This window comes from Prosthecobacter sp. (assembly GCF_029946185.1).
In the GTDB taxonomy this organism is placed as follows: domain Bacteria; phylum Verrucomicrobiota; class Verrucomicrobiia; order Verrucomicrobiales; family Verrucomicrobiaceae; genus Prosthecobacter.
On sequence record NZ_JAQSEA010000294.1, the window covers coordinates 83,472 to 103,563 of the forward strand.

The 20,092-nt window shown below is 58.3% G+C and carries 18 protein-coding genes; 5 read left to right on the forward strand and 13 right to left on the reverse strand.

The annotated features are described in order from the left end of the window. Positions 1 to 25: 25 nt before the first annotated feature. The 4 genes from PSV43_RS24155 to PSV43_RS24170 form a co-directional block, all read right to left on the reverse strand. Positions 26 to 913: a sugar phosphate isomerase/epimerase family protein gene (locus PSV43_RS24155; protein ID WP_300203750.1), complete on the reverse strand. Its 888-nt coding sequence runs from the start codon at positions 911 to 913 to the stop codon at positions 26 to 28. 62 nt (positions 914 to 975) lie between these two features. Then, complete coding sequence (locus tag PSV43_RS24160; protein ID WP_300203752.1) at positions 976 to 2,295, reverse strand: hypothetical protein; 1,320 nt, start codon at positions 2,293 to 2,295, stop codon at positions 976 to 978. Positions 2,296 to 2,464: 169 nt separating this feature from the next. Then, positions 2,465 to 4,306, reverse strand: a complete 1,842-nt coding sequence (locus PSV43_RS24165; protein ID WP_300203754.1) for a GreA/GreB family elongation factor — start codon at positions 4,304 to 4,306, stop codon at positions 2,465 to 2,467. A gap of 138 nt (positions 4,307 to 4,444) precedes the next feature. Beyond that, complete coding sequence (locus PSV43_RS24170; RefSeq protein ID WP_300203756.1) at positions 4,445 to 5,686, reverse strand: class I SAM-dependent rRNA methyltransferase; 1,242 nt, start codon at positions 5,684 to 5,686, stop codon at positions 4,445 to 4,447. 198 nt (positions 5,687 to 5,884) lie between these two features. Here PSV43_RS24170 and PSV43_RS24175 point away from each other — a divergent pair, with 198 nt between their 5' ends. Together PSV43_RS24175 and PSV43_RS24180 are read left to right on the forward strand one after the other, a co-directional pair. After that, entirely contained in the window at positions 5,885 to 8,071 is a 2,187-nt protein-coding gene (locus tag PSV43_RS24175; RefSeq protein ID WP_300203758.1) for an AMP-binding protein, read from the forward strand. 35 nt (positions 8,072 to 8,106) lie between these two features. After that, the gene (locus tag PSV43_RS24180) at positions 8,107 to 8,490 is read left to right on the forward strand and encodes a hypothetical protein (protein WP_300203760.1); all 384 of its coding nucleotides are present in this window, start codon (positions 8,107 to 8,109) and stop codon (positions 8,488 to 8,490) included. 16 nt (positions 8,491 to 8,506) lie between these two features. Here PSV43_RS24180 and queA read toward each other — a convergent pair whose 3' ends face one another. Beyond that, the gene (gene queA, locus PSV43_RS24185) at positions 8,507 to 9,487 is read right to left on the reverse strand and encodes a tRNA preQ1(34) S-adenosylmethionine ribosyltransferase-isomerase QueA (RefSeq protein WP_300203762.1); all 981 of its coding nucleotides are present in this window, start codon (positions 9,485 to 9,487) and stop codon (positions 8,507 to 8,509) included. A 138-nt stretch (positions 9,488 to 9,625) separates the two neighbouring features. Here queA and PSV43_RS24190 point away from each other — a divergent pair, with 138 nt between their 5' ends. Both PSV43_RS24190 and PSV43_RS24195 read left to right on the forward strand, forming a co-directional pair. Next, the gene (locus tag PSV43_RS24190) at positions 9,626 to 10,753 is read left to right on the forward strand and encodes a Gfo/Idh/MocA family oxidoreductase (RefSeq protein WP_300203764.1); all 1,128 of its coding nucleotides are present in this window, start codon (positions 9,626 to 9,628) and stop codon (positions 10,751 to 10,753) included. 141 nt (positions 10,754 to 10,894) lie between these two features. Beyond that, positions 10,895 to 11,578, forward strand: a complete 684-nt coding sequence (locus tag PSV43_RS24195; RefSeq protein WP_300203766.1) for an SDR family oxidoreductase — start codon at positions 10,895 to 10,897, stop codon at positions 11,576 to 11,578. A 167-nt stretch (positions 11,579 to 11,745) separates the two neighbouring features. Here PSV43_RS24195 and PSV43_RS24200 read toward each other — a convergent pair whose 3' ends face one another. Both PSV43_RS24200 and PSV43_RS24205 read right to left on the reverse strand, forming a co-directional pair. Next, on the reverse strand, positions 11,746 to 12,483 hold the full coding sequence (locus PSV43_RS24200; RefSeq protein ID WP_300203768.1) for an RNA pseudouridine synthase: 738 nt from the start codon (positions 12,481 to 12,483) through the stop codon (positions 11,746 to 11,748). Next, positions 12,480 to 13,211 carry a M15 family metallopeptidase gene (locus PSV43_RS24205; protein ID WP_300203770.1) on the reverse strand — a complete coding sequence of 244 codons (732 nt, stop codon included), beginning with the start codon at positions 13,209 to 13,211 and terminating at the stop codon, positions 12,480 to 12,482. The genes PSV43_RS24200 and PSV43_RS24205 overlap by 4 nt, the downstream gene beginning before the upstream one ends. A 62-nt stretch (positions 13,212 to 13,273) precedes the next feature. Between PSV43_RS24205 and PSV43_RS24210 the strand changes: the two genes are divergently transcribed. Beyond that, complete coding sequence (locus tag PSV43_RS24210) at positions 13,274 to 14,437, forward strand: A24 family peptidase (RefSeq protein ID WP_300203772.1); 1,164 nt, start codon at positions 13,274 to 13,276, stop codon at positions 14,435 to 14,437. Between the two features lie 25 nt (positions 14,438 to 14,462). Here PSV43_RS24210 and PSV43_RS24215 read toward each other — a convergent pair whose 3' ends face one another. The 6 genes from PSV43_RS24215 to rsfS all read right to left on the reverse strand — a co-directional run bounded on the left by PSV43_RS24215 (position 14,463) and on the right by rsfS (position 19,946). Then, on the reverse strand, positions 14,463 to 14,804 hold the full coding sequence (locus PSV43_RS24215; protein WP_300203774.1) for a hypothetical protein: 342 nt from the start codon (positions 14,802 to 14,804) through the stop codon (positions 14,463 to 14,465). A gap of 3 nt (positions 14,805 to 14,807) precedes the next feature. Beyond that, entirely contained in the window at positions 14,808 to 14,984 is a 177-nt protein-coding gene (locus PSV43_RS24220; protein WP_300203776.1) for a hypothetical protein, read from the reverse strand. Positions 14,985 to 15,055: 71 nt separating this feature from the next. Further along, the gene (locus PSV43_RS24225; protein WP_300203778.1) at positions 15,056 to 16,648 is read right to left on the reverse strand and encodes a sulfatase; all 1,593 of its coding nucleotides are present in this window, start codon (positions 16,646 to 16,648) and stop codon (positions 15,056 to 15,058) included. 55 nt (positions 16,649 to 16,703) lie between these two features. Further along, positions 16,704 to 18,215, reverse strand: coding sequence for a sugar ABC transporter ATP-binding protein (locus tag PSV43_RS24230; RefSeq protein WP_300203780.1), 1,512 nt, complete (start codon positions 18,213 to 18,215; stop codon positions 16,704 to 16,706). Continuing rightward, positions 18,212 to 19,261 carry a substrate-binding domain-containing protein gene (locus PSV43_RS24235; RefSeq protein ID WP_300203782.1) on the reverse strand — a complete coding sequence of 350 codons (1,050 nt, stop codon included), beginning with the start codon at positions 19,259 to 19,261 and terminating at the stop codon, positions 18,212 to 18,214. The genes PSV43_RS24230 and PSV43_RS24235 overlap by 4 nt, the downstream gene beginning before the upstream one ends. 205 nt (positions 19,262 to 19,466) lie before the next feature. After that, entirely contained in the window at positions 19,467 to 19,946 is a 480-nt protein-coding gene (gene rsfS / locus PSV43_RS24240; RefSeq protein ID WP_300203784.1) for a ribosome silencing factor, read from the reverse strand. Between the last annotated feature and the right edge of the window lie 146 nt (positions 19,947 to 20,092).

Sequence of the window (20,092 nt, forward strand, 5' to 3'; positions counted from 1 at the left end):
CCTTGCCCCCGCTTGACGACTCCGCTCAGTCTTTGATTGCCTTGCGCGCCTCGGTCACGAGGTTCATGAACAGCTCCCGTTGCTCGGCAAGTGCGGCGACGCGGTCTCCCGCAGGCAGCTTGTGCGCTTCCAGGAGCACATGGCCTTCATAGTCGGCTTCCACTAGCAGTTTGACCAGTTGGTCGAGCGGGTAGTCGCTCTGATTGACCCCGCGAAAGTGGGACGTGTGCCCCAGGCGGTCTTTGACGAGGGCAAAGTTGGCCGCGAGACCTGCGCCGGTGAGATCGGCGTCATTGGAGTTCCAGCAGACGCGTACGTTGTCACGGTCGGCTGCGTCCATGATGGTTTTGATGTGCGGCAGTTCACAGGTTTCCTTGCCATGGACTTCGAGCCGGATTTCCTGGCCAAAACCGAGCGCATAGTCCCCCAACTCCGCCAGCGACTTGCCGATCTGTGCGAGGGTTTTCTCCACAGGCACATCCTTGGGCAGTGCGTTGGGCTTCACTTTGACGCCGCTGGCGCCGAGATCATGAGCGAGCTTGATGTACTTCTTGGCTCCATCAATGTTCTTCTTCAGTTCGTCTTCCTTGGGAGAGTGAAATTCAAAATTGGTGCCCATGCCCAGGAGGGCCACCGAGGAGTCTTCAAACTGCTTCCGCACTGCTGCTCGTTCCTCGGGGGTGAGATCAGTGCTGACCTTGTGAGCGTGGTCGATTCGCAGTTCAACTCCGCGGACCTTGGCCGTCTCGCAGTTTTTGATCAGCGTGGGCAGATCCCAGTCTGCCGCCCACATGTAGGTGACGAGTCCGAACTGGATGTTCTCCCCTTTGTAGGTGAGCTTTGAATCAGCGGCGAAGGCTGCGGCGGCACTGGTGCCGAGGACGGTATGGAGAAAGTGGCGGCGGGAGGACATGGTGGTGGGTGTAAACGCCTGCCAGCCTTGCCTCATTGCACCAGCCTGTCAAAACCAACAGCCTAGGGCGAATCTTCCGCTGCTTTTTTCTCAGCGGCGATGTCCTTGCGGCGAAATCCCTGCACCCGCCCGTCGCCCTTGTAGAGGTAGATTTTTCTGACATCTTCCAACCTCATGATCACCCAGGGGGACAGGATGTTTCGTCCGTTCTTGGTATAGACAATGTTGTCCGCCAGGTGCACGCAAGAGTGAAAGGCGTCGCCGGTGGTGTTGTCGAGAAAGAAGAGGATGTCGGCGAACTGGTAAGGGGGCTCCACAGGGGTGAACTGTTCCAGCACTTGACTGGTCGCCAGTCGGGCATCCAGCAGATACTCATGTGGCTCGTAGTTGAAAAAATTGAGCGAAGTCCAGTGGCAGTCCGGCATGACGCCGTGCTTTGCCATGTCGAGGCCAGGATAGGTGTAGAGCAGCTTGCGCGCGAGAGCGGGCAGAATGTGCGAAATGCCAAGATCATCGACACCGTCGAGTTCAATGACCGAACGAACCAAGGGTTCCAAGTCCTTGCGGCGGATGCCTGTGCCAAAACTCCAGTATTTGATGACTTCGTCGGCGTTGGAGTTTTTGTCCAGCATGAGACGGATCATCAGCGTGCGCGTCCGGGTGCAGGCCTTGAAGATGGTCCGGGCTTCGGAATCCGACTGAGCATAATTCAACAAGACTGGAATGTCGCTGAAAGCAATGGCTTCACCGCGTGTGTAGCTGAGCTGTTTGATTTTACTGATAATTTCAGGCCGCAGCTTGCTGCCCTTGTACCATTCTTCAACCGTGGTACCAATGATGAGAACCGGATCAGCTTGATATTCATTCTCAGGGTACTTCGCCAGTTCTGAGTAAATCACCGCCCGCGTCTCCGGAGTAATGCCTTCCAACTCAGCCAAGGGCGGGAGCAAATGCACAAACGCACCTTCTTTGACCAGATGTTTTGGGTCGAGGATGGTTGTGACCAAAGACTCTGACAGACCTGCTTTGGCAAAAAAAGCGGGCAAACTGAAAAGTGAAGACGCAGGGAAGGTCCAGCGTGAAATCGGACTGGGTAGCGGGAACTCTTCAATCAGGCTGGCGGGGGCCTCCAAATAAACATAGGCACACTTCATCTGCCCCCAAGGCCCAGGATTGGTGTCGAAAACGGACGAGTTGGATTCCGTGACTGCAGTTGGCTGGGGCTGAGCGAGCCCTGAGCCGCTGAGGATGAGGCTGAGATTTTCAGCACGGTTAATTTGGGCATCAGCGCCAGCAGGGAGCAACACGCCAAAAACGATTACAGCCAGCAATGGAAAGCTCACTTTGCGAGCAATGAAAATGTTTTCTCGAAGGCTAGGCATGGGTTTGAGGCGTGCATGAAAGCATGTGCTGATTGCACATGGTGTGGGTAATCCCATGGTTGGGGGGATTCTAAATATAAACGTGCAGTAGAACTGGAAAGATTCACGCTGAATCAGCAGGCAAAAAAATCTCCGCCGACAGCGGAGATTTTTATCGAGAGGCCGTTGGTTACGGTTTGAAAGCTTGAATCGCGGTGATTTTCACCTTGCGGGTGACGTTCAGATTGTCGGTGGGCAGTTCCAGTTCCTCACCGACTCCCTTGCCGATCAAAGCTTTGGCGGATTCAGAGAGGTAGCTGATGATGTTCTTGTCCAGGTCACCATCCCAAGCTCCCAAAATCGTGAAGGTTTCCTTTTCTCCTGAAGGAATGTCCTCGACGGCCACTGCCGTGCCGATGCCGACTTTATCCGTGGGCACGTTCGCGAAGTCAGTGCCACGGGCATTGCGCAGTTCGCGTTCGAGTTTGCCCTGCATGCGCAGGAGGACGGACTGCTGATCGCGGGCGGCCTTGTAACCACCGTTTTCGCGCAAGTCACCTTCATCACGAGCGATCTGGATCTCCTTTTTGTTGTCCGGGATCTTGACGTTGACGAGGTCTTCCAGTTCCAGCTTCTTCTTCTCCAAGCTTTCCCAGGAGACGATGAGGGAGTCATCTTTGTGGGAGCCGGCGTTTTCGTCCATCATGGCTTCCATTTCAGGGCGCACCTTGATGATGCGGGCCATGAGGGAACGGCGGGTCAGTTCATCAAAAAGGGAGCCATTGATCAGGCGCTTGGCCAGCAGGCGCACATCTTCGTCTTCGGCTTCGGCCACCATTTCGCCCAGCAGGGTCTTGTCATCCGAGAGCAGGTCTTGGAGACGGCCGGTGCGTTTAGGGCCACCTTCCATGTGGTCACTTTCAATGACGCCGAGGATGGCATGACCGAGATCGATGTCGAAAACGGATTCCGCCAGGCCTTTGCGCTCGCGGGCCATCCAGATCAGCAGATCAGCGGAGAGCATGCGGTTGCGCAGGGATTTCTTCAAAGCTTCAGCCAGCACATCGAGTTCGTCGTTGGCATCCAGCACCGTGGCGATTTCAGCGACGGCGCGGCCACCCGTTTTGGTAAGATGGTGCAGGATTTCAGGAACCCAGCCGCGATTCGGGAAGGCTTCCGGGAACGCACGGTAGATGCGGCCCAGCAAGCTGGCGGAAAGGCCCTTGATCGAATCCGCGAGCACTTCCTTCGTCTCGGTGATCAGATCGGAAATTTTCATGGAGCCCATCGGCGCAGCGGCGCTGAGGCTTTCGAGAAGTTCGTCCCGGGCGAGCAGGAGTTGCAGGCACTCCTTGAGGTTGAGCTTCACGCTTTTGCGGGCGGAGTCGGAGATGTCTTGGAAGACGGGGATCAACTCGGTCTTCGGCTCGCCGAAGAGGTCAATGTCCTTCTGGATGCTGGCCAGGGTGGCGAGCTTGGTCTTCAAGTCGCGGGCAGCGAGGAAGGACTTCACCATCTGGGTGCCAGCGTTTTCCGCCTGATCACGCAGCACCAGCTTTTCAGAGCGCTTGGCAGGGACGACGACGTGGCGGTGCGTTTTGAGCGCACGCTTGGCGCCTTCCCACCACTTTTTGTAGTCGGCGTCGGAAACGATGCGGCCTTTGAGCAGTTTTTCGAGATCGTCCAAGTGCAGCGTATTGCCGCTGCTCTTCAGGGCGAGCTCCACCAGCGCCGGGGCATCCTTCGTCGCCATTTCCTTGAGCGAGTCGAGATCTCCCAGACGACGGGCGAGAATATGATCAGGTGAAATGATTTCCAACGAACTGATAGCAAAGGTGAGCTTCAGCGGATGCGCGGGCTTGCCTTCGAAATCGATCAGCAGGCGGTCACCCAGCAGGTCCCATTCGGCGATTTTGCCGACGCCCCAGCTTTTGTGGAGACAAAAAGTTTCGGGTTCAAGTTTGGAAAGTTTTTCGCCGTCAGCAGCAGGGAGCTTACCTGCGGCCACAATGTTTTGCACCTCTGGATTCATGGGACGCTAAGAGTAAGCAGTCAGAATAAGGTAGCAAAGGAAACCTGTAACGGATTCGAGGGTGGGGTGGGGGCAGACAATCAGACAGACGGGCATGCTCCCCATCTGATTGTCTCATTGTCTGACAGACTTCCCTCGTCACCAAGCAATGCACCACAGCACCTTCAAATACCGGCTCTCAGGGCAGTTTGACATCACCGGGTGGTCAGCACCGGCTCCGGTGCGGTCGATGATCTGCAGGCGGCGTTTGTTGCGGTGCGCAGCACGCATGACAATTTCCTCAAACTCAGCGACATCCAGCAGGCCGGAGCAGGAGCAGGTGACGAACAGGCCGCCGCGCTTCAGCAGGCCAAGGGCCACGGCGTTCATGTCGTAGTATTTGTTGCGGCCGAGCTGGCCTTCCTCGGGGTCGCGGGAGAAAACGAGTTTCGGCGGATCAAGCACTACGGCTTCCCAGAGCGCGCCGTTTTGCTGCATCTGGCGGCCCCAGGTGAAGGTGTCGGCATGCACCCAGTCGATGCGGACCTGATTCAAGTCTGCGTTCTTTTTCGCCTGAGCGATGGCTTTTTCATCGAGATCGACGGCCGTGACATCCTCGCAGCCGCCGTGGATGCGTGCGCTGAGCGCAAAGCCCCCCGTGTAGCTGCACAGGTCCAGCACACGCCGCCCACGGGCCAGGTGGCCGAATTTTAGGCGGTTGTCACGCTGATCGCAGAAGAAGCCGGTCTTGTGCCCGTCTTCGAATCCGACCTGATAGCGCACACCATTCTCACGGATGCGCACTCCGCGTGGGGCGTCCGCTTCCGCTTCCGGTACCTCAGAATAGCGCATGCCTTCGATGCGGGCGATGTCGGGATCGACATCGATAAGGTGCTGCTTGGTGCCCAGTGCGGCGTGCAGTTTCGGCAGCCAGCGGCTCAGTCGGCGCCAGACGCCCAGCGTGGTGACTTCGATGGAAAGCACATCGGCATAGCGATCGACCGTCAAGCCGCTGAGGCCATCCCCGTCTGAAGAGATCACACGCCAGGCATCGGTGGTGTCATTGAGCTTGAGTGTCTTCAGCCGCAGATCCAGCGCGGCATCCACCCGGGCATCCAGGGCTTCTTCCGTGAGCACGTCTTCGCCATGCTGGAGCACCCGCAACGGTACCTTGGCATTCGGATTGAAGAAGCCGCTGCCAAAAAGCTGCCCTTCTTTGTCATAAACGTTCACCAGATCTCCCGCGCCAGCGTCCGGGGACACGGCGCGAAGCATGTTCGGATACACTGCAGGGTGAAACGAAAAGTACTTCATCTGCGCCCAAGGTCTCAACCAGTCGGCACTCCCTGGAGGGGGCGGAGCGGGAGAATCACGGCGGGGATAGCGCGGGGGAGGGGGCATGGCGGAAAGGTGAAGTTTACAGTGTTTGACGGTGGCTGAAGGCCCGCTGCGCGAGCGTTGACAGTGGTTTGGCTCTTTCTTTCCACCGTCAACCATCGTCAACAACTGTAAACTACTGTCAACTTCCCTCTGCTTTCCCGCTGGCATGCGCGTTGCTCCCCGCTTAGTTACCCTACATCTGCATTCTGCTCATTTACCATGGCCTCTGAAAAGCCCGTCACCCTCAAAGACCTCACAATCCTCGGCAAAGAGAATCTTCCCTCAGGGGGGGGGTACATGATCCTGCCCAGCCAGTTGGGTTATTTTGATCTTTTGCGACTGGAACTCCTCCTAGAAGGCCGGGAGGTGATCTATGTGGTGAAAAAGAGCGCGGCCCTGCACCCATTGCTGCGGGCGCATCTGGAGCGCGAAAGCGTTCATGCCATGGAGTTCACGCCGGGTGAAACGGAGATTTCAGCCTACCGCAGCGCCATCGCGGATGCTGCTAAAAGCGGAGCCGTCATCATCTACCTGCCTGCCGAGGCTGCGACGATGGTCTCGCCCATGACCACCGTGCCCGGCACGAAGCTCGAATTTTTGCTCAAAGCCGAAATTCCGGTGCTGCCGCTGCATGTGCACCGCCGTCAGGACACCGCACTGCCGATTGAGCGGCGCTACAGCGATGCCGAGGTGATCTTCAATTTCGGCAAATTGCTCCAAGGTTCCGAGACCAATCTCCCCAATTATCAGGAGTGCCTGCTGCTGCTCTCAGAGCAGAGCATCAACGAATGTGCGGCACTTGATCTCAGTCTCGGCTACGCCCTGATTCTGGGCTTTAAAAAGCATGGCACTCGCAACAGCGTAGTGGATGGCAAGGACGAGAAGGTCCTGCGCTTCGACAAAGTTTTTGCCACCGCTCTGGCCCTGTCAGAGGTCATTAAGCGGGAGACCAAAAAGGCACGCGTCGGCATCATCCTGCCGCCCGGTTTGGGTGGTCTCATCTGCAATGTGGCCGTCGTCATGGCCGGGAAAATTCCGGTGAATCTCAACTTCACCGCCGGACGCTCCGCCATTGAAAGCGCCATCCGCCGTGGCGAAATCGACCGCTTCCTCACCGCTGACATCTTTGTGCGCAAGATGCAGAGTTTCCCATGGCCGCCGAGCAAGCAGCTCATTCTCATCGAGCGCATTCTGCCAAAAATGAAGGTTACCATCGCCAAATGGCTGGTGCTCAGCAAGGTGCTTCCCGCCGCCATTTTGGCCGCGATGCTTGGCATCTCTAAAAAAGGCGGGCGCAAGGAAGCACTGCTGCTCTTCACCAGCGGAAGCTCCGGCGAGCCCAAAGGCGTCGCGCTCACACATCGTAATCTGGTCGCCAACGTCCTGCAGTTTGGCAGCCGTCTCGGCATGCAGAGCAACGACAGCATTCTTGGCTGTCTGCCGCTCTTCCACAGTTTCGGTTGCACTGTCACGCTGTGGTTTCCCATCATCTACGGGTTGCACCTCGTCACCTACCCATCACCGCTGGAGGTGAAGAAGCTCGCGCAGCTCATCGAGAAGTATCGCATCACGCTCATGATCTCCACGCCGACCTTCCTGCGCAGCTACCTGCGCGGCGTGAATCGTGAGTCGCTGGCCTCCATCAAGTACTGTGTCACCGGTGCGGAAAAACTCCCCAGCAGTGTGGCGGACGCGTTTGAAACCCGTTTTGGCAAAACCGTGCTCGAAGGCTACGGCCTCACCGAAACCTCCCCGGCTTCGAACTTGAACCTGCCCAACCCAGAATCACTCGGCGACGAGAGCAGCGGCTACGCCTGGCTGCCCAGCCATCGGCAGGGCTCCGTCGGTCACGTCGTGCCGGGCATGGCGGTCCGCATCACCAATCCTGAGACTGACGCGCCCCTCTCGCTGCATCAGAGCGGCATGATCTGGTTTAAGGGAGCTAACGTCTTTGAAGGCTATCTCAACGATCCGAAGCGCAGCGCCGAGGTGCTGAAGGACGGCTGGTTCCGCACCGGGGACATCGGTCGCGTCGATCTCGACGGCTTCCTCTACATCGAAGGCCGCCTCAGCCGCTTCTCCAAGATCGCCGGTGAGATGGTACCGCACGAAACCGTCGAAGAAGCCCTGGTAAAAGCCATGGGCCTCGAAAACGAAACCGTGCGCAAGATTGCCGTCGTCGGCGTCCCCGATATCGACAAAGGTGAGGCCCTCATCCTCCTCACCAGCATGCCCGGCGGTCCCGAGCATCAGGAGATCCTCGACCTCCGCTACCGCCTCCTCGATAAAGGCATGCCACCACTCTGGATTCCGAAAAAGATGATCCGCGTCAGCGACATCCCCGTCCTCGCCTCCGGCAAACTCGATGTGCAGAACTGCGAGAAGATCGCGAAATCGGGGGCTTGAACAGCGCCTGCGAACGCGCAGTTTGATAGAAGGTCATGTCGAAACCGCTGATCACCTACTCCATTGAACCGGACGATGAGTTCATCATCGAGACGTGGTCGGGGCAAATCACCGGTGACGATCTGGCCGCCCATTGGAAGGTGTATCTGGCGGACCCCGCAGTGATGCAGATTCGCCGTACACTCGTTGACATGCGCGATGCTGAGATCCTGTTTTACGGACCCGAGCTTAGCGACCTCATCCAAACCATCGTGGCGCCTAGGCTGGGAGCGTTGGATTGGAAAACCGCCATCATCGTGCGTGATGCCGTCCAGTTTGGAGTCAGCCGTCAGTATCAAACTTTTGCCAAGTGGTACAGCATGGATTCCATCTTTGATAACTTCGCTGCCGCCAAGGCATGGCTCCTCGCTCAGAAGTGACGTGGGCACCCTTAATTCACACAATCAGCATGCAGTCTCCATAGCTGAAAAAGCGATACCGCTCGCGAATCGCTTCCTCGTACGCCTGCATCACCAGCTCTTTGCCTGCAAAGGCGCTTACCAGCATGATGAGCGTGGACTTAGGCAGGTGGAAATTCGTCAGCAGTCCGCCCGCCACTTTAAACTCAAAGCCCGGGTGGATGAAAATATCCGTGCTGCCGTGGGCGGGGATGACTTTTCCGTGATCGCGCGCCACCGTCTCCAAGGTGCGCAGCGCCGTGGTGCCGACTGGGATGACACGCTTGGCGGATTGCACCGCCTGTGCCGTGGCCGCCGGGACCTCATACATCTCGGAGTGCATCTTGTGATCGGCGATGTTCTCCACCTTCACCGGCTGAAACGTGCCGACTCCAACATGCAGCGTCACAAACGTGCGGGGCAGGGGACTCAGCACCTCCGGCGTGAAATGCAGCCCCGCCGTCGGCGCTGCAATAGAACCTTCGCTGCGCGCAAAAACCGTCTGGTAGCGCTCGCGGTCCGCAGGCTGATCATCACGGCCCATGTAGTGCGGTAGCGCCAGATGCCCGTGCTTCGATTCATCCACGACGCGGTCGAACTCGATGATGCGATCGCCATTGTCCTCCAAGATATCCACCACAGTCCCCGTGGCTTCGCCAATCGACACGGTATGACCGAGGCGGAATTTCTTGCCCGGCTTCACCATGCAGCGCCAGCGCGTGGGTGTCTGCGGTTCCAGGCGCAGCACTTCGTAGCCTTGATTCGTGAAGTAGCGGGCCGGAACTACGCGCGTGTCATTCAGCACCAGCATGTCCCCGGCTTCACGAGAGATGAACTCACCGATCTCCCGAAACATCCTGTGCTCAATCCTCCCCGCATCCCGGTGCAGCACCATCATCCGCGACGCTGAGCGTTCCGTCAGCGGTTCACTGGCGATGAGTTCGGGCGGCAGGTGGTAGTCGAAGTCGGAAGTCAGCATGGATTGCTGGTTCACTAACTTGAAACTTCAAACCTGAAACCTGAAACTTCATCTTCCCCGTCCGATTCCCCCCAAACTTTGTCCTTCCCATGTCGCACCGTTCCCGCCTATAAGAGCCGCGTCATCCTTCCAATCATCATGTCAGACAAAAAGCTCAACATCGCCGTCGTTGGCCTCGGTTTCGGGGCGGAATTCATCCCCATCTGGCAGCGCCATCCGCTGACCACCTGCTACGCGATCTGCCAGCGCGATGAAAAGAAGCTCAAGACCATCGGCGATGCCTTCGGCGTGGACGTGCGTTACACGGATTTCAAGACGATGCTCAAGGACCCGAACATCGACGCCGTCCACATCAACTCACCCATTCCCGACCACGGCTGGATGAGCATTGAAGCCCTCAAGGCGGGCAAGCATGTCGCCTGCACCGTGCCGATGGCCACCAGCATCGAAGACTGCAAAAAGATCTGCGACCTCGTCAAGAAGACCGGCCTCAAGTACATGATGATGGAGACCGTCGTCTATGCCCGCGAGTATCTCTTCATGAAGGAGCAGCTCGATCAGGGCAAGCTGGGCAAGCTGCAATTCGTGCAGGCCTCCCACCAGCAGGACATGGACGGCTGGCCGAACTACTGGCCCGGCCTGCCGCCGATGTGGTACGCCACGCACTGCGTCGGTCCCGTAGCAGGAATGATCGGCAAGCCTGCCGAATACGTGAGCTGCTTCGGCTCTGGCACCGTGCGCAAAGAACTGCAAAAGTGCTACGGCTCGCCCTTCGCCGTCGAGACCGCTCACATCAAATTCAAAGGCACTGATGTCAGCGCCCGCATCATTCGCAGCTTGTTTGACACCGCCCGGCAGTATCGTGAAAGCATCGACGTTTATGGCGACAAAGCCTCCATCGAATGGCCGCTCATCGAGCATGAGCCGCTCATCATGCACCGCGCCAAACTGCCCGAGCACAAGATCCCGAAACTGATCAAGACCCCCGATTTCGCCAAACGCTTGCCGAAGCCAATCCAGCGCTTCACCACCAAGGGCGTCTACGATCTCGGCAAGAAAACACATCTCAGCTTCACCCAAGGCAGCGGCCACGGCGGCAGCCACCCGCATCTCGCCAACGAGTTTGCCAATGCCCTCGCCGAAAAGCGCCAGCCCTTCCCGAACGCCGCCCAATCCGCCAACTGGACCTGCGTAGGCCTCTGCGCCCACCAGTCAGCCCTCGCCGGCGGCAAGATCGTGAAGCTGCCAGCATTCACGCTGGGTTGAGAAAGTAGTCCAGAGCTTCAGCTCGTTCTGGGAAGCCCCGCGCCACCCAGAGCGAGCGCACCACTGCGAAGGGATTTTCACCCTTAAAATCTGGCATTCAGGTGTATTGCCTGCGGTTCAATTCTTGACCCATTGCCCCTCATGTCCTCACCGCCCGCAAATTCACCCCCCACCGCCCTCATCACCGGCGGCCAAGGCGATTTGGCGCAGGCCATGCGCGCCGAGCTTCAGCAAGCTGGCTTCGTCGTCCTCACTCCGGGACGCGATACCCTCGATGTCACAAACCCCGATTCCGTGCGCGCCTTCTTCACCGCATTGCCGCAGCTCGATCTCCTCATCAACAACGCCGGCGTCTGCCAGGACATCTCCGTCGCCAAAATGACCGAAGAGCAATTCGATCACGTCCTCGATGTGAATCTGAAAGGCACCTTCCTCGTCTCACAGGCCGCGCTGAAGCTGATGTCAAAACAGCGCCACGGCCACCTCGTCAACATAGGCTCCTACTCAGCGCTGAGCGGGCCCGCTGGCCAGGCGAATTACGCCGCCTCCAAGGCAGGCTTGATCGGCCTCACGCAAAGCATCGCCAAAGAATACGGCATACGCAATGTCCGCGCCAACTGCGTGCTGCCCGGCTTCCTTGAAACCAAGATGACCCGCCAACTGCTGGAAGATGCCGCATGGCGCGAAACCCTGCTCACCCAGCACACCCTCGGCCGCCTCAACACAGCGCAAGACGTCGCACGCTTCATCACCTTCCTGCACAGCATGGAGAACATCAGCGGCCAAGTCTTCCAACTCGACAGCCGCGTGCGCCGCTGGGCATAAGTACGATGGGCACTCTTGCCCGTCGATCAGCGCTCCGCCACAACATGCGGCTTACATGCCAGCCAGCGACATCGCTACGGCGGAGCGATGCTCTTGGTCGCCGAGTTCATGAGTGAACGGTTTCTGTCAGCGGTGCCGCTTACCGACGGGCAGGAGTGCACATCGTACTACAAACCAAACTCCACCGGCACCGGCGCGTCCCACCCCGCCGGAAAGCCTTCCAGATTCAACTCCAGCCGCGATGAATGGAGCGCCTGCCGTGGCAAAATCAGCCTCTTCTCCAACGACTCCGTCCATCCCGTCTCGATGAACTCCAGGTAGCAGCGATCATCACGACCATAGAGTTTGTCCCCCACGATGGGCAGCCCGAGGTGATTCAGATGCACGCGGATCTGATGCATGCGCCCGGTTTTTGGCTTGGCCTCAATCAGCGCGAACTTTTCACCCTCACGCTCAAATCGATTCAGCGTACGAAACCCCGTGCGGCACTCGGCTCCCTGCGGATGCACCATCTGTTTCACCCAGATGTCAAAGGCCTGCACGTCGCGCGCATTCAGGATCGGCGCATCCAGCGTCTGCTCCTCCCACTCCGGCCAGCCATGCACGAGGGCAGTGTAAGTCTTGTGAATCTTACGCTCCTGCATCGCCATGCCGAAGAGACGCGCCAGTTCGTGATTCTTGGCAATGAGCACCACGCCGCTCGTTTCACGGTCAAGCCGGTTGATGATGGAGACCTGTCCGCCGTTGGCGATCTCATACGAAAGCAGGTCGCACACGCGATGCCAGAGCGTGGGCGGCCCCTTCGGATCACTCGGATGAATCAGCAGCGGCGCGGGTTTGTTGACGACGATGTAGCCTTCCGCCTCGTCGATGACGGTGAAAGTGGCGTTATTGCGAATGCTCACGGCGCTGACATCCCGGGTAGGGCAATCTGCCAGCCATAGACGATGGGCTGAGGATGGTTGAGGTAGTCGGCGTCATCGAAGTGCCACCACTCGGATTCCAACTGCGTGAAGCCAGCCTGCTTCATGGCAGTCTGGAGCACCACCAGGTTTTGCCTCACCACCGGATCTGCGCCACGATAGTTTCGGCTCGCATTGGCAAAGTCCTGGTCAAAGCCAGTGGGCATGCGCTGCTCGTTGCCATGTGCGTCCACCAGGGTGAGATCGACGGCGATTCCTCCGCAGTGACGACTCCACCCCGCATTCGGCGAAAGAAACATGCCGGTGCTGCCACCGTGCTTGTGCAGGGCCTCCTGCGCCTCCGGCGGGCGGTACGCATCCCAGATGCGCAGGCCGTAACCCTGCGCGCGCAGGATCGCCTGCGCCCGTTTCAGTTTTTTCGCCGTCTCAGTCCGTAGCAGGCAGGGCATCTGGGAGGGGTAGAGGGGCTCGCCCGTGACGTTCGTGGAAGTTGCGTAGCGCAAATCAATGTCGATGCCGGGAATCACCCGGCGCACATCCGCAAGGCCGCGTTTTTGCGCGAGTTCGACGGATCGGGTGGGCTGCAGTTCACTGGCACCCAGCATGGCCGTTCCGTGCGTGGTGGTTCCCGGCCCCTGATGGGTACAGGAACTCATGAGGGCAACAGCGAGTGGGATGATGCGCAGGCTGCGCCAGGAATCTGAAGTCATGCTTAGTTTTTGCTTCCGTACTCACGCACGGCAGGCCAAGTTTGCAAACTCAGCCAACATCCATGCGCTTTCAAATTCTTAACACCCTGCTCCACCTGCTGGCCTTCTACATGGGCGCGGGGATCGGCTCTTTCCTCAATGTGGTCATCTACCGCATGCCGCTGGACATATCAGTAAACAATCCCAAGCGCAGTTTCTGCCCGTCCTGCAAATACAAGATCCCGATATGGCAGAACATTCCGCTGCTGAGCTGGCTGCTCCTGCGGGGTAAATGCGCCAACTGCGGTGGCAGGATTTCCATCCGCTACTTTCTGGTGGAGTTGCTCACGGGCGTGATGTTCTACATGGTCTTTCTGAAGATCAGCGGAGAGTATGCTGAGGGCGTCAATCCCTGGTTCATGATCCACGCCTGGGGGCCGCATGTGCTCTGCCTGTGGGTGTTCATGAGTCTGCTGATCTCGGGCACCTTCATAGACATCGACCACTTCATCCTGCCGCATCGCATCACCATTGGCGGAGCGGTAGTGGGCGTCCTTGCTTCTTGGTGGGTGCCCGCACTGATGGCGGAAACCACCCATACTCGCGGATTGCTGATCTCGCTGGCCAGCGCCGCTCTGGGCCTTGGCGGCCTGTGGATGGTCGTGGAGCTGGGCAAGCTGGCCTTTGGCCGCAAGAAGTTCGTTTTTGCCAAGGAAGAAAACTGGGAGGTGACGCAACCCGATGAAAACGAGCCGCCGGTCGTGACCTTCGGCGAGCACAAGTATGACTGGGCTGACCTCTTCATGCGTGCGACGGACCGCATGGTGGTCTCCTGCAGCAGTTTGCAGGTCAATGCCCGATCCTTCGGTGCCGTGACCGCAGAGTTGTGGATGGAAAAGCTCAAGGTGCGTGAAGGAACGAGCCTGGAAGAATTTCCGCTGGATGGGGTGACGACGCTGAAGGCCAGAACCACCCAGGTCGTGATCCCACGCGAAGCCATGGGCTTTGGTGATGTGCTCTTCCTGATGATGATCGGTGCCTTCACCGGCTGGCAGTCCGTGCTCTTCACCATCCTCGCCGCCTCGGTGATAGGCACCTTGTTTGGGATGCTCCACCGCCTCACTGGCAAAGCCGAATGGGGAGCCAAAATTCCCTTCGGGCCTTACCTCGCGATGGGAGCCGCGCTCTGGGTCTTCTATGGCCCACAATTCGTCGAATGGTATGTGAGTAAAACAATGTGGCGGTGAGCGGGTCATCCTCATTGTAGCCATCTCAAAGAGTGGGTCCGAACAGTCCCCAGTGCGGACCCACTATCACCTGCACCTCCATGCCGAACTGAAAAACTCTTCTCACGTGCGTACGCGCTTTAAAATCGACGATGCGAAGCTCGTCCACAGGGCCATCGTGCCAGTAAGGCACAAGAAATGGTCGGGAAGCCTTCACTTTGAGATAGCGCCCAGCGGCGTCAGTGATCAGGTAATCTGCGTCCTCGTTCCAACAACTGCGTTGGATTTCTGCCAACAGCCGTAGAACCAACCTGCGTTCTGCGGCCTTCATGCCTAGCACTGTGTGCAATACATCCTCATCCTGCACGATTTTGGGCAGGGCGGGCATGACTCACATGCCTTCACGTTCCGGCGCATGATGCAGACGTTCCGATTGCTCCAAGGACACCTTTTGAACTGAGTCCATACGCTGCATGCGCTCGCTCAGCTTCATGCGATATGCAGCATCCTTGGCATTCGAGAGATGCTCAAGGTATGCAGCCGCAAGAAAGCGATCTTCGTCTGACATGGCGTCGATTTGCTGTTTGACCTGCATCGTTGTTGCATTGTTCGACTCCTGCAAGCCGGACGACAGGGGAGCTACTTCGCCTTCTGTGCCCCGGCTTTCTTCTTGCCACCCCCTTTTCCTTTGCCCTTCGGCTGCACCGGCGGATTGACCTCGCCTTCGAAGGCCTTGTTCCCAAAGGCAAAGCGCGGTGGCGGCATCGTTTCCTTCACTTCGTCCTGCAGGCGCAGAATTTCAGCCTTCAGTTCCTTCACGGTGTCGGCATAGGCTGGGTCGTTGTAGAAGCTCTTCACTTCGAGCGGGTCTTTCTCGCGGTCCATCAGCTCCCAGTCATCCACATCCGGCTTGTAGTAATGGATCAGCTTGTACCGGTCCGTGATCACACCGTAGTGCGGGCGCACGCGATGCGGCACCGGATATTCGTAGTAGTGGTAGTAGAGTGATTTGCGCCAGTCGTCCGGCGTCTCGCCTTTGAACAGTGGCACCATGCTGCGGCCATGCACATCCGCCAGATTCGGCGCGCCCGCCAGATCGAGGAAGGTGCTGGCGAAGTCGATCAGGCTCACAATCTTGTTGTTCACCGTGCCGGGCTTGATCACCCCGGGCCAGCGCACCATGAACGGCGTGCGCAGCGATTCCTCAAAGATCCAGCGTTTATCGAACCAGCCGTGCTCGCCCAGATAAAAGCCCTGGTCGCTGCTGAGCATGACAACGGTGTTCTCCGTGAGGCCTTCCTTGTCGAGGTAATCGAGTACACGGCCTACATTGTCGTCCACCGCTTTCACGCAGGCGAGGTAGTCGTGCATGTAGCGTTGGTAGCGCCATTTCACGAGGTCGCGTCCCGCCGGGGCTGCCTCGCGGTACTTGGCGTTGCGTGGCTCATAGTAGGCGTCCCAGTCTTTCTTTTGCTCCGGGGTCAGATTGGCCGGGGCGACGAGTTTGACATCCTTTTCTGTCATCGTGCGATCTATGCCCATGTCGTGATCACTCACCGCCTTGCTGCGGCCAGAATAGCTGTCGAACAGAGTCTCAGGTTCCTCATACACACGGTCCTTGTCAAAGTTGAGATAGCGCACGGGCGACTCCCATTCGCGATGCGGCGCCTTGTGCTGGCTCATCATCATGAAGGGCTTGGTTTTGTCGCGATTCTTGAGCCATTCGAGGGTGAGATCTCCGATGATGTCAGTGACGTAGCCTTCGTATTTCACTGGCTTGCCATTGTCGATCATCGGCGGGTTGTAGTAGGCACCCTGGCCGGGCAGCACGTTCCAGTAGTCGTAACCCACGGGGTCGGTCATGAGGTGCCATTTACCGATCATCGCCATCTGGTAGCCGCTTTTCTGCATCACCTTCGGGAACGTCGGCTGGCTGCTGTCGAACTTGCTGTTGCTGTTGTTGTAGAAGCCGTTGGCATGCGAGTACTTGCCGGTCTGGATCACCGCACGGCTTGGCCCGCAGATCGAATTCGTCACCAGGCAGCGGTCGAAACGCATGCCTTCCTTGGCGATGCGATCCATGTTTGGTGTTTCGAGCAGCTTGCGGCTGTCGCCGTAGCAACTGATCGCCTGGTAGGCTAGGTCATCGCAGAAGATGAAGACGATGTTGGGCGGCGGCGCAGCGCTGGCGGCAGTCGCGAGGACGAGGGTGGCAAGGAGAGAACGAATCATGGTGGGTGGTAAGGCTGTATGTCGAACGCAGAAACGGTTGTCGCATTTCAAAAAATCAGCCCGCATGCCCCATCGCGGCGGCCATGAGTTTTTCCTGCGTGGCCTCGGCACGGCTGAAGGCACCGCCGACGCGGCCGGCATTGAGCATGAGAATGCGGTCGCTCATGCCAATGAGTTCCGGCAGTTCGCTGGAGACGAGGGTCACCGCTTTGCCTGCGGCGGTGAGTTGGTTGATAATTTCGTAGATTTCCAGCTTGGCACCCACGTCGATGCCTCGAGTAGGCTCATCCAGCAGGATGACCGTAGGTTCCGTGAGCAGCGCTTTGCCCAGCACCACCTTCTGCTGATTCCCTCCTGAGAGCTTGCCCACGACCGCTTCGAGCCCGGTCGCTTTGACGCGGAGCGAGTCAAACATGCTCTGATTGCGCCGGATCTCCGCGTTGCGCTGGATGAATCCACCCCGCGTGACGCTGGCCAATGATGACAGCGAAAGATTGAATCCGATCTCCTGCTCCAAATGCAGGCCGTAGCGGCGGCGATCTTCGGAGGCCAGCACCAGCCCGCGCTGGATGATCGTTTCCGGCGTGAGGCCACCGAGCGGCTGACCATGCAATTGCATGCTGCCAGAAACATGACGCCCCCATGCCCCGAACAAGTGCATCAGCAATTCCGTGCGCCCTGCCCCCATCAGTCCCCCAATGCCGAGCACCTCACCAGCACGCAATTCAAAGCTGATGTCATGCAGCCGTGGGCTGCCAGTTTCTGCATCGGCGACACTCAGGGAATCAACGCGCAAAATCACCTCTCCCGGCTGTGACGTCCGGCGTGGAAACAGATCGCCAATTTCGCGCCCCACCATCTGACGGATGACTTCGGTCTTGCTCGTGTCAGTGGCGTTGCTTGTGCAAACCGTCGAGCCATCCCGCAGCACCGTGATGCGGTCTGCGATGCCGAAGACTTCATCAAGCTTGTGTGAAATGTAGATGCTCGCGATGCCGCGCTGCCGGAGATCACGCAGAATGTCGAGCAGGATCAAAACCTCGTGTTCGGCCAGCGCCGCAGTCGGTTCATCAAGAATCAAAATCTTCGAGTTCTTGGCGAGCGCCTTGATGATCTCCACGAGCTGTTTCTGCCCCACCCCCAGCGTGCGAACAGGTGCAGCAGGATCGAGATCCACTTTGAACCGGTTCAGCAGCGCCTGCGCTTCTCGATACATGCGCGGCCAGTCAATGAACACCCCCCAGCGGTGTGGCTCACGCCCCAGGAAAATGTTTTCCGCCACCGTCATTTCTTCGACGAGAGCCAGTTCCTGGTAGATCACTGCCAGCCCTGCCCGCTCTGCATCTTTGATCGTGGCAAAGCGTGCTTCTTCACCGGTTACGTCAAAACGTCCCTCATAACTGCCATGCGGATGGATGCCGGACAGCAGCTTGATCAGCGTACTCTTGCCTGCTCCGTTTTCTCCGCACAGCGCATGAATCTCGCCCTCCCGTAGATCAAAGGAGACATCTTTGAGCGCAGTGACACCAGGGAAGCGTTTGGTGATGTTTTGAGCACGAAGGATCATGGCTGGGTGGATTGGAACACATCGCTCTCCTTGCGGAAGCCATCCTTCACAACGGTGCCACGCAGGTTTTCCTTCGTGACCGTGACGATGTCGAGCAGGATGGAAGGCACGTCAGTCTTGCCATTGGCAACCGCATCCCGTGCGATGATCGGCTTCCCCTGTGCAAGCTTCAGCGCGAGTTCTGCCGCCTGCGTCGCGATGCTCTTGATCGGCTTGTACACCGTCATGGCCTGCGTGCCCTGGGCGATGCGCTGGCAGGCTGCGAGATCCGCATCCTGCCCCGTCACGATGATCTTGCCCGCGAGTCCTTCCTCCGTCAGCGCCTGGATCGCGCCGCCCGCCGTGCCATCATTGCTCGCGAGGATGGCGTCGAAGTTCGGCCCGTTTTTGGTGATCGCGGCGTTGGTGATCTTCTTCGCGCTCTCGGGCTTCCAGTCCTCCGCCCAGTCTTCAAAGATCACCTCGACTTTGCCTGCTGCGATCAGCGGTTGCAGTATGTTGTCCTGCCCCTGCTTGAAGAGCTTGGCGTTGTTGTCGGTCTTCGCCCCGTAGATGCGAATGAGGCGCAGCTTGCCGCCTGCGGGGATTCTATCTACAAGGAACTTCGCCTGTAACTCGCCCACCTTCACATTGTCAAAAGTCAGGTAGAGATCGAGATCACAGTCTGTGATGAGACGATCATACGACAGCACCGGAATGCCGGCCTGATGCGCGAGGTTCACCGCCTTGGCCATCGCCGCGCCGTCGTGTGGAATGATGACGAGCGCATCGACTTTCTGCGTGATGAGGCTCTCGACATTCTGCAACTGGACCGCGTCGTTGCTGTTCGCAGACTGCACCAGCACATCAGCCCCTGCCGCCTGCACTTGGGCGGTGAACAGGTCTCGATCCACCTGCCATCGTTCTTCTTTGAGCGTGTCCATGGACAGGCCAATCAGCGGGCGCTGCCGGGCTGCGGCGACGCCTGCTCCACCACGAGCGATCACAAGGCCGGTGACGACGCTGAGGGCACAGGAAACGAGAATGAGCAGGATGCGGGAGGGCATGCCTGCTTGTTTAGCGAATTTGGCCCCGTAGTGCAAGCCTCCGGCTTGCCCTTCCGAAGTACGATGGGCACTCCTGCCCGTCGGCGAGCGTGTCGCCAGAACTCGTGATTTTCAAACAGACCCACAATGCCGCCATAACAAAGGCATGGGGTTTACCACGCGTTCGCTTGGGGTAAATCGTGAGTCAGTGTTATTAGCGGTAACGCTAATCGACGGACTTTTTCTTCGCCGCTTTCTTGGCTGGAGCCTTCTTTGCAGCAGTTTTTTTCACGGCTGCTTTCTTGGCAGGTGCCTTCTTCACCGCTTTGGGCTTCGGCTCGGGAGGCGGCACAGGCACTTCGAGGTTCGGCTCCATCTCCGGGGCGTCTCCCCACAGCTCTTCAAGAGCGTAGAACTCGCGCTTCTCCGGCGTGAGGATGTGAACCATGACACTGCCATAGACGAGGATGATCCACTGGCTCTCAAAATTGCCGTCTTTCACGTCAGGCGGAGTGTTGTGCTCCTCCTTCATACGTTCGACAATCTCGTCGCGCACGGCACGCAGTTGGGGCGTGGACATGGCCGTGACGAGCACGAAGTAGTCGGAGATGGGCGAGAGTCCGCGCAGGTCCAGAATGCGGATGTTCTCCGCTTTTTTGTCATCGGCGTAAAGGGCGCAGGCGCGGGCGATTTCGAGGTCTTCCATGGTTGTATTGTAACTGACAGGCAGTCATAAGCACGGATTCGCGGCTTTTGACAGAACTTTTACACTCCCGTCATGCAGCGTTGACGCAAGCTGCCCCCCATGCGCCACTCTCCCGGCACCATGAAACTCCACCTCTGCCTCTTCCT